Raw genomic sequence first — 9,373 nt, forward strand, 5'->3', positions numbered from 1 at the left:
GCCGCCGCGCGCAGGGCCGCCTCCGGGTCCACGCCGTCCGCCTCGGCGCGCACCGCGAGCGCCAGCAGCTCATAGCCGACGCCCGCCCCGTCCGGCAGGGCCACGTCGAGCGCGGCCGTACGGGCGCGAAAGGCCAGCTTGGCGGTCAGCGCGAGCGCGGGCTGACCGAGTGGCACCCCTTCGGTGACCGAATCGCGTTGCTTCTCGGCCGCCTTGGTCCGCAGCCAGTGCCTCCGGACGTCCTCGGCGGTCTCGGCGGTCTCGTCGCCGAAGACATGCGGATGGCGGTGGATCAGCTTGTCCACGATGCCGCCCGCCACATCGTCGATCGAGAACGGGTCCTCGGGGTCGTCCTGGGCGATCCGGGCGTGGAAGACGACCTGGAGCAGCACATCGCCCAGCTCCTCCAGCAGCGCCTCGCGGTCGCCCTCCTCGATGGCCTCGACGAGTTCGTACGCCTCCTCGATGCCGTACTTCACCAGCTCCTCGTTGGTCCGGGTGCCGCTCCACGGGCACTCGGCGCGGATCCGGTCCATGACCTGCACCAGATCGAGCAGCCGCGCGCCCGGCAGATCGTAGGAACCGGGCAGCAGCTCCAGGTCCGGCATCGCCTCACGGCCGGATCCGGCCAGCCGCGCCAGCCCGTCGGTCAGCTCGGACTCGCCCTCGGCGGAGGTGAGCACGACGGCCGTACGGCCGCCTTCCGCCACGCAGTAGTCGACCAGCTCGCGCGCGGCCGGTGAGCCCGGCTCCACCTGGACGCCCGCCTCCCGCAGATACGGCAACTGCGGATGGTCCGGATCGCCGGAGAGCACCCGGTCCGCGCCGTGCAGCGCCTGCCAGGCGGGCCAGGACAGCAGCCCCGGCGCCACCCGGTGGGTGGTGGTGAGGAGGACGATACGGCCGGTGGGGGCGGCGTCGGCGGGGGCGGGCGAGTCGGCTTCGGTCACCCTTGCAACGTAACTTACGCCTGCTCGGGGGTGCCGCCGGAGGTGCGCAGCCATGCCTCCTTGGCGAGGACGGCGGTGCCCTGGGTGTTGTCCCACTTTCCGTAGCGGGGGTTCACCTTGATGTCGAGCGCCTTGGAGGTCCGGGCGAACACCTGGTTGACCTTGGAGGTGCCCAGCTTGCGCAGCAGGGCGTTGCGCGTGAGGTCCATCCGGACGGCCTCGTCGATGCCGCCGGGCGCGATGCCCTGCTGGAGATACAGGGCGCGCAGCGCGGTGGCCCCGCCGCTCTGCCCCTCGGCGGCGGCGCGGGCGCGCTGGATCTCGCGGCGGGTGAGGCTGATCCCGTTGTCCTTGCCGGCCCGCTCGATCACCCGGAACTGGATCATCCGGATCAGTGTGTCCTGGCTCAGCCGACCGCTGCCCGCGACCATTTGAGCCGCCCTCGGATCATGACGCTGCGCCTCCCGGACGGCCTTGACCTGCCCCTGGAGCTCGGACACGGTGATCCGGCCGCCGTCCATGACCGCCGCGGCGCCGGGCCGCGGGGCCTCGCCGCACGCGGTGAGCAGCGGCGCACAGAGGAGGAGCGCGGACGCGGCGGAGACGGAGAGCGCAGTATGGCGGCGGATCATGGAGCCTCCCGGCAGAGATCGTGCGGCGCGACAAACGATCTGGCGTTGATCGATGGTAGGGAGTCGGCGCGGCCTAGGCCACTGCTTGGACAACGATTCACCGCGGTCTTGGTCAGCGCCCGGCCGCCATCCGCCGGTGCGGGCCCAGGGTCTGTCGTTTGGATCAGACCCCGCGAGCCCGGCCTGATCCAAACGACAGGCCCCTAGCGGCCGCCGGAGCGCGCGGGCAGCTTCGCCGTGGGGCAGGAGCCCAACACCCGCTTCATCGCCCCCTTCTCGGCCTCGGTCACCCACAGCCCGTACGCCTTCTTCACGGCCACCTGATGCGCCACATAGTCACAGCGGTACGCCTTGTTGGGCGGCAGCCAGGTCGCCGCGTCGCCGTCTCCCTTACGGCGGTTGGCGGACGCGTCCACGGCGATCAGATTGAGCGGATCGTTGGCGAACGCCAGGCGCTTGTCCCGGTCCCACTTCTGGGCGCCCTTCTGCCAGGCGTCCGACAGCGCGACCACATGGTCGATGTCCACCTTGCTGTGGCCCCGGACGAACCGCACATCGCGGCCGGTGTACGGATCGTCGGTGAGCGTGCCCGAGGCGACCAGGCAGTGGCCGTCGCGGAACCTCACGTCCTTCAGGTCCCGTTTGAGGATGTCGTCGCGGGTCCCGCAGCCGTTGTCGTCGGTGTCCACCCACGAGCTGCCGAACTCGCTCCGCTCATAACCCGTCTTCGGCGCACGCCCCTTGACTGTGAGCGAGGACACAGCCGCGAGGGCCGATCCGGACGCCGCGGGCCCGCTCGAAGTACCACCGCCCTTACCGCCGCCCTGGTCACCGGCCTTGCAGCCGCCGACCGCCAACAGCGCGGCCAGCACCGCCACAGAACTCCGCATCGGTATGCGAATCCGTCCCTGCAACCTTCCCGCCCCCTTCGCGTATCTTTTCGCACAGACCGCCCACACGATAAGGACCCTGGATGGACACGGCCGCAACCGCTCCGCCCGGCACCGGCGCCGAGGGGGCGACCGCCGTCACCGCGGGGCGTACCCGGCTCGTCGCGAGAGCGGGTGCGCTGCGGCAGCCGCGGGCCGATCCGTACTGGCTGGCCCTCGCCCTCTTCGCCGCCTTCACGGCGCTGTCGGTCTGCCGCTTCCGCCGCATGGCCACCATGTCCTGGGACCTGGGCATCTTCGAGCAGGCGATACGGGCGTACGCACACTTCCAGGCCCCCATAGCCGATCTCAAGGGCCCCGGCGCCAATATCCTCGGCGACCACTTCAGCCCCATCACGGCGCTGCTCGGCCCCGTCTACCGGCTCTTTCCCGGGCCCGTCACGCTGCTGGTCGCGCAGGCGGCGCTGTTCGCCGTCTCCGCCGTGCCCGTCACCCGCGTCGCCGCCCGGCTGCTGGGCCGCGGCCGGGGGCTCGCGATCGGCATCGCCTACGGGGTCTCCTGGGGCATCCAGCGCGCCGTGGACTTCGACTTCCACGAGATATGTTTCGCCGTTCCGCTCATCGCCTTCTCCCTGGAGGCGGTGATCCGGGGGCGCTGGTACCCGGCGATGCTGTGGGCCGCCCCGCTGGTCTTCGTCAAGGAGGACATGGGCGCCACCGTGGCCGCGATCGGCGCGGTCGTATGGCTCCGCGCCCGGCACGACCCCGAGCGCGGCCCCCGCGCCGTACCGCTCGCCGTCGTGCTGATGGGCTTCGGCGTCATCGTCTCGGCGCTCGCGCTCGGCGTCGTCATCCCCGGCTTCAACGGCGGGGGTTCGTACGACTATTGGGACAAGGTCGGCAGCGGCGGTGAGCAGACGGGCACGATCCCCTTCGGCACCGCGCTGCGCACCCTGCTGTGGATCCTGCTGCCGACCACCGGTCTGCTGGCGCTGCGCTCCCCACTGCTGCTGGCCGCCGTGCCCACCCTCGGCTGGCGCTTCCTCTCCCACGACGACCACTACTGGGGCACCGACTGGCACTACAACGCGGTGCTGATGCCGGTCGTCCTGCTGGCCCTGGTGGACGCCCTGGACCGCACCCGCACCACCCGGCGGCCCTGGCTCGCCTCGTACGCCCGCCAGATGCCCGCCGCGGTGTGCGGCGCGGCCCTGGCGCTGTCGTCCTCCATGCCGCTGTACAGCCTCACCCAGGGCGCCACCTACGACAGGCCGCCGCAGGCGGGCGCGGTGGAGCGGCTGCTGGACCGGATCCCGGACGGGGCGACGGTGGAGGCCAACGTGGGGCCCATAAGCCGGCTCACCAGCCGCTGCCGGGTGCTGTGGGTCGGCGCCACCGAGGACATACAGCCGGACTACATAGCCCTTCAGGAGCCGCCGGAGCGCACCGTGCGGCAGGTGGTCGACTACGCGGGGCAACTGCACCCGGACACGCGGTACACCCCCGTCGGCTTCGCCTCGGGCTACTTCGTGCTCAAGCGGGGCTGAGATCCTCGAGCGGGGCTGAGATCCTCGAGCGGGGCTGAGATCCTCGAGCGGGGCCGGACGGGGTCCGCACCGGTCCGGCCCGCGGCTCAGCTCATGGGCTTCGGCGCGATGAGGGCGAACGGCGCCCCCTGCGGGTCCTTCACCAGGGACATCCGGCCCGCGACCATGTCGTACGGCGGGCGCAGGACCGTGCCGCCCTCCGCGGACACCTTGGCCGCGGAGCGGTCGGCGTCCTCGACGGCGAAGTAGACCAGCCAGTGCGGGGGCACCTCCGGCGGCGTCCCCTCCCGCAGCGGCTGGAGCCCGCCGACCGTACGGCCGTTGACGGAGAGCGCGAAGTAGCCCTCGGCGCCCTCCATCGGGGCCGACTCCACGCCCAGCGCCTCCGCGTAGAAGGCCGAAGCCGCCTCCCGGTCGGTGGTGTTGAGCTCGTTCCAGATCAGCGTGCCCGGCTCGTTGACGAGGCCCGCGCCGGAGAAGCTGAGCGGCTGCCAGATGCCGAAGACGGCCCCCAGCGGGTCGGCCGCCACCAGCATCCGCCCGAGGTCCATCACATCCATGACCGGCAGCAGCACGGTGCCGCCGGCCCGGCTGATGGCCTCCGAGGTGGCCTGGGCGTCGGCGGAGCAGAAGTAGGTGGTCCACACGGTCGGCGGCGGGCCCTCCCCGGACATCGACTGCGCGGACATGGCCCCCGCGACGGGCTTGCCCCTCAGGGTGCACATCGCATAGCCGCCGGTCTCCGGAGGGCCTACCTCCGCCTCCCAGCCGAACAGCCCGGAGTAGAAGTCCAGGGCGGCCTGTTGGTCGGGGATCATCAGATCGATCCAGCAGGGTGTTCCGGGCTGATAGGACGTGACTTCGGGCATGGGGCCGCCTCCGTATCGCCACCTCCGGCCGGGCGTGGCCGGATGGGATGGCCCCCTTCGGCCCATTCTCCTCCGGCCGGCCCGGCCCGCCACTCGACGGGGATCGCTACGGCGCGCACCGGTCCGTGACCGGCCGTGCACACGGCTCTCCGGTCCTGGACACGGCTCTCCGGCCGTTCCGAAGCCGCCGTGAAACCGCCGGGCGGCGGCCGGCCCGAAGGCCGACCGCCGCCCGGCGGTGGTGAGAAGAGGGTGTGTCAGGCGCCGACGGCGCTTCCGGCCACCCACTTGCTCCAGTCCATGTTCCATCCGTTGAGGCCGTTGTCCGGCTGGATGGTCTCGTCGTTGGAGTTCTTCACGACGACGACGTCGCCGACCTGGGAGTTGTCGTAGAACCAGGCGCCGTCCGTGTTGGGGTCGCCCGCTCCCTTGGTGTCCGACAGGCCGACACAGCCGTGGCTGGTGTTGGCGCTGCCGAAGATGGACTTGGCGCCCCAGTAGTTGCCGTGGATGAAGGTGCCCGAGGTGGACAGCCGCATGGCGTGGGGCACGTCCTTGATGTCGTACTCGCCCTTGCCGTCATCGTCCGTGAAGCCGACCGTGGCACCGTTCATCCGGGTCTCCTTGAACTTCTCGGAGATCACCATCTGACCGTTGTAGGTCGTGTTGTCGGGGCTGCCGGCCGAGATCTTGATGGTCTTCAGCAGCTTGCCGTCGCGGACGACCTTCATCTCCTTGGACTCGGCGTCGACCGTGGAGACCTGGGAGTGGCCGATCTTGAAGTTGACGGTCTTCTCCTGGACGCCCTTGACACCGGGCGCAGCCTCGACGCCGTCCAGGTCGAGCTTCAGGGTGACGGTCGAGTTGGCCTTCCAGTAGTCCTTCGGGCGCAGGTCCAGCCGGTTCCCGTCGAACCAGTGGCCGACCACCTGCTGGCCGCTGCTGGAGGTGACCTTGATGTGGGACTCGACGTCCTTCTTGTTGGTCACCGCCTTGTCGAACCGGATCGAGACCGGCATGCCCACGCCGACCGTGGAGCCGTCCTCCGGCGTGAAGTTGCCGATGAAGCTGTTGGCGGGCGAGACGGTGGTGAAGGACGAGTTCTCGGTCGCCTTACGGCCCTTGGAGTCCTCGGCGGACGCGGCGATCTTGTACTGGGTGGCCCGCTCGAGCTGCGCGCTCGGCTTCCAGGACGTCTTGTCGGGCGATATGGTCCCGGCCACGGTGTCGCCGGTCGACGCGGACTTCATCGTGACGGAGCTGAGCTTGCCCCCGCTGACCGTGACCTTGGTGTCACTGTTGATGCCCGCGTTCGTCGCACCGGCCTTCGGCGTGATCTTGATGTGGGCGTCCGACGCGTCCTTGGCCGCTGCCTCGTCGACCTGCGACTGCGACTTGTTCCCGTCGTTCTTGGCGTCGTCGCCGCCGCCATCCCCGCCGCATGCGGCGAGAGTGAGTACGCCGCCGAGCACGGCGGCCGCGGCCACCAGCCCCTTACGGCGCTTGCCGTCCGTCATCACACGCTTCTCCATTTGATCTGGATCTTGATCTGGACCCCAGAAACCCCGGACCTGCCTGAAAAGAACGCCCGTACCTTTTGGCCGGTTCCACGCACAGTAAAACTGTGCGCAAGGCCACTGAGCAAAGACACCGGACAAGCCTAAGACCCGTCGACACCCGGACCCGTACGGCTCAGCCGTCTTCGCCCCGTCTTCGCCGCCCTGAGCCCCCTCAGTGCCGCTCTGAGCCGCCGCGTGCGCCGCCACCCGGCTCACTCGTCCTAGTCGCCCTCATCGCCCTCATCGCCCTAGTACTCCTCGTCGTCCTCGTCCAGCTCGACGAAGGCCCCGGACCACTCGGCGGCGCGAGGATCGTAGTCGATGTGCTCGCTGCTCCAGGACGCCTGGGCCAGTTCGACCCCCGGCACCTCCTCCACCATCTCGAACGGATCGACCAGATACGCCAGCGCCTCGGCCTCGTCCGACTCCACCATGCGGCGCGCGTGTCCTCGCTCCTCCGCGGCCAGGGACGCATCGCCGTCGATCCGCTCGTATGTCGCGCGCCGCAGCACGTCCGGATCGGTGATCTCCACCACGAGCTCCACGCGAAGCCGGACAAACTGGGATGTCTCGGTACTCGTCATGCGACGGAGATTAGGGCTCCTACCCGTCTCGCTTCCGCACGACCCGCAGTTGTCACTACGATCGGCGCACGGGGTCAATTTGCCGCAGCCTCAAGGAGGATGCCGTTGTCCGCACGCCGACCGCTGCTGACGGCCGCCGCTGCCGGTTCGCTGCTGTGCGCCCTGTGGTTCGTTCCGTCCGCCAACGCCACGGTGGAGGACCCGGGGTCGTCATCGGCGCCCTCGCGGACCTCACCCGGACCGACCGGATCCGAGGCCAGGACCGAGGCCGTGCCCGACGGAGATCTGGCCGATACCGGCAGCGTGGACGTCACCCCGTATCTCTTCGGCGGCACGGCCTTTCTGGGCCTGGGCGTCGCGATGGTGACGGCCTCCGTGCGGCGGACCCGCCCGGAGGCGTACTGACACCGCGGGCGCGGGCCGTTCAAGCCTCGTGGACTCCTCCGTTCACGCCGCCGGTTCAGTCCAGGCGGCCCGTCACCGACTCCACGGCCTCGATCAGCTCTCCGGATCGTACGAACGCGTCCGCCGCCGCCAAGTCGGGCGCCAGATAGCGGTCCCCGCCCGGCCCCTCGACGCCCGCCCGGCGCACCGCCGCCAGCACCGCCCGGCTCGCGGGCGCGGGCTCCAGCCCCTCGCGCAGCTCGACGCCGCGAGTGGCGGCGACCAGCTCCACGGCCAGCACGCGGGCCAGATTGTCCACCGCCGTACGCAGCTTGCGCGCCGCCGACCAGCCCATCGAGACATGGTCCTCCTGCATCGCGGAGGACGGGATGGAGTCGACCGAGGCGGGCACCGCCAGCCGCTTCAGCTCGCTGACCAGCGCCGCCTGGGTGTACTGGGCGATCATCAGCCCGGAGTCCACGCCCGGGTCACCGGCCAGGAAGGGCGGCAGGCCGTGGGAGCGGTTCTTGTCCAGCAGCCGGTCGGTGCGGCGCTCGGCGATCGAGGCGAGGTCGGCCGCCGCGATGGCCAGGAAGTCCAGGACATACGCCACGGGGGCGCCATGGAAGTTGCCGTTGGACTCCACCCGTCCGTCCGGCAGGACGACGGGGTTGTCCACGGCGGAGGCCAGCTCGCGGTCGGCGACCAGCCGGGCGTGCGCGAGGGTGTCCCGGCCCGCGCCCGCGACCTGCGGGGCGCAGCGGATCGAGTACGCGTCCTGGACGCGCGGCGCGTCGTCCTGGTGGTGCCCGGTGAGCCCCGAACCCTCCAGCACCCGCAGCATGTTGGCGGCGCTGGCCGCCTGCCCCGGGTGGGGGCGGATGGCGTGCAGCTCGGGTGCGAGGACGCGATCGGTGCCGAGCAGCGCCTCCAGCGAGAGGGCGGCGGTCACATCGGCGACGGTGAACAGCCGGGCGAGATCGGCGCAGGCCATGATCAGCATGCCGAGCATCCCGTCGGTGCCGTTGAGCAGCGCGAGACCCTCCTTCTCGCGCAGCTCGACCGGCTCGATGCCGTGCTCGGCCAGCAGCTCGGCGGCCGGCCGCACAACCCCGTCCGGGCCCTCGGCCTCGCCCTCGCCCATCAGGGTCAGTGCGCAGTGGGACAGCGGCGCGAGGTCCCCGGAGCAGCCCAGCGAGCCGTATTCGTGCACCACGGGGGTGATCCCCGCGTTGAGGAGCGCGGCCATCGTCCCGACCACGACGGGCCGGACCCCGGTACGGCCGGACGCGAGCGTCTTCAGCCGCAGGAACATCAGCGCCCGTACGACCTCACGCTCGACCGGCGCGCCCATGCCGGCGGCGTGCGACCGGACGATGTTGCGCTGGAGCTGGGCGCGGAGCTCGGGGCTGATGTGGCGTACGGCGAGCGCGCCGAAGCCGGTGGAGACGCCGTAGACGGGCTCGGGCTTGGCGGCGAGATCGTCGATCACCTGCCGTGAGGCCGAGATGGCTTCGAGCGCCGCCTCGGAGACCTCTACGCGCGCGGCGCCGCGGGCCACGGCGATGACATCGTCGGCGGTCGTTCCGGACGTCCCCACGACCACAGAGTGCATATCCATATTCAGGCACCCTAGAGAGTGAATCGCCCCCTGTCACCCCACTGAACCTTCCCCACCCGGCCCTAGAACCGGGGGCAAGCCCCCGCACCCCCACCGGGGCTCCGCCCCGGACCCCGCTCCTCAAACGCCGGAGGGGCTGAAATCGGGGCCCCACCCCGGTCCCCCCGGGGGGTGCCCCTATGGGTTTCGTCAAGCTGTGGGGGCAGGTTGCGGGTCGTAGAAGGTGCCGTCGCGAAGCATCGCGAAGAGGACGTCGGCTCGGCGTCTGGCGAGGCAGAGGAGGGCTTGGGTGTGGTGCTTGCCCTGGGCGATCTTCTTGTCGTAGTAGGTCCTGGAG

Annotated in this window: 9 protein-coding genes and 1 pseudogene; 2 read left to right on the forward strand and 8 right to left on the reverse strand. The window is 70.9% G+C overall.

From position 1 onward, the window contains the following. From KN815_RS42125 to KN815_RS42135, 3 genes are all read right to left on the reverse strand, one after another. Positions 1-1,004 (reverse strand): nucleoside triphosphate pyrophosphohydrolase (locus KN815_RS42125; protein ID WP_253209585.1); only part of this gene is annotated, 1,004 nt, incomplete at its 3' end. Beyond that, the gene (locus KN815_RS42130) at positions 965-1,582 is read right to left on the reverse strand and encodes a SurA N-terminal domain-containing protein (RefSeq protein WP_216347055.1); all 618 of its coding nucleotides are present in this window, start codon (positions 1,580-1,582) and stop codon (positions 965-967) included. The genes KN815_RS42130 and KN815_RS42125, both read right to left, overlap by 40 nt. A 203-nt stretch (positions 1,583-1,785) precedes the next feature. Beyond that, on the reverse strand, positions 1,786-2,472 hold the full coding sequence (locus KN815_RS42135; protein WP_216347056.1) for an HNH endonuclease family protein: 687 nt from the start codon (positions 2,470-2,472) through the stop codon (positions 1,786-1,788). A gap of 83 nt (positions 2,473-2,555) precedes the next feature. Between KN815_RS42135 and KN815_RS42140 the strand changes: the two genes are divergently transcribed. Continuing rightward, positions 2,556-4,019 (forward strand): DUF2079 domain-containing protein, encoded by a 1,464-nt coding sequence (locus KN815_RS42140; protein WP_216347057.1) that lies wholly within the window; start codon positions 2,556-2,558, stop codon positions 4,017-4,019. A gap of 86 nt (positions 4,020-4,105) precedes the next feature. On the opposite strand, the gene KN815_RS42145 is transcribed toward KN815_RS42140, so the two are convergent. From KN815_RS42145 to KN815_RS42155, 3 genes are all read right to left on the reverse strand, one after another. Continuing rightward, on the reverse strand, positions 4,106-4,888 hold the full coding sequence (locus tag KN815_RS42145; RefSeq protein ID WP_216347058.1) for a VOC family protein: 783 nt from the start codon (positions 4,886-4,888) through the stop codon (positions 4,106-4,108). A 257-nt stretch (positions 4,889-5,145) separates the two neighbouring features. After that, positions 5,146-6,405 (reverse strand): L,D-transpeptidase, encoded by a 1,260-nt coding sequence (locus KN815_RS42150; protein WP_216347059.1) that lies wholly within the window; start codon positions 6,403-6,405, stop codon positions 5,146-5,148. 290 nt (positions 6,406-6,695) lie between these two features. After that, positions 6,696-7,031: a hypothetical protein gene (locus KN815_RS42155; RefSeq protein WP_216347060.1), complete on the reverse strand. Its 336-nt coding sequence runs from the start codon at positions 7,029-7,031 to the stop codon at positions 6,696-6,698. Between the two features lie 99 nt (positions 7,032-7,130). Between KN815_RS42155 and KN815_RS42160 the strand changes: the two genes are divergently transcribed. Further along, positions 7,131-7,436 (forward strand): hypothetical protein, encoded by a 306-nt coding sequence (locus KN815_RS42160; RefSeq protein WP_372458619.1) that lies wholly within the window; start codon positions 7,131-7,133, stop codon positions 7,434-7,436. Positions 7,437-7,491: 55 nt separating this feature from the next. Here KN815_RS42160 and hutH read toward each other — a convergent pair whose 3' ends face one another. Both hutH and KN815_RS42170 read right to left on the reverse strand, forming a co-directional pair. Beyond that, complete coding sequence (gene hutH, locus KN815_RS42165; RefSeq protein WP_216347062.1) at positions 7,492-9,036, reverse strand: histidine ammonia-lyase; 1,545 nt, start codon at positions 9,034-9,036, stop codon at positions 7,492-7,494. 189 nt (positions 9,037-9,225) lie between these two features. Further along, a pseudogene (locus KN815_RS42170) lies at positions 9,226-9,373 on the reverse strand (IS110 family transposase); the annotation flags it as partial.

This window comes from Streptomyces niphimycinicus, assembly GCF_018883605.1.
In the GTDB taxonomy this organism is placed as follows: domain Bacteria; phylum Actinomycetota; class Actinomycetes; order Streptomycetales; family Streptomycetaceae; genus Streptomyces; species Streptomyces niphimycinicus.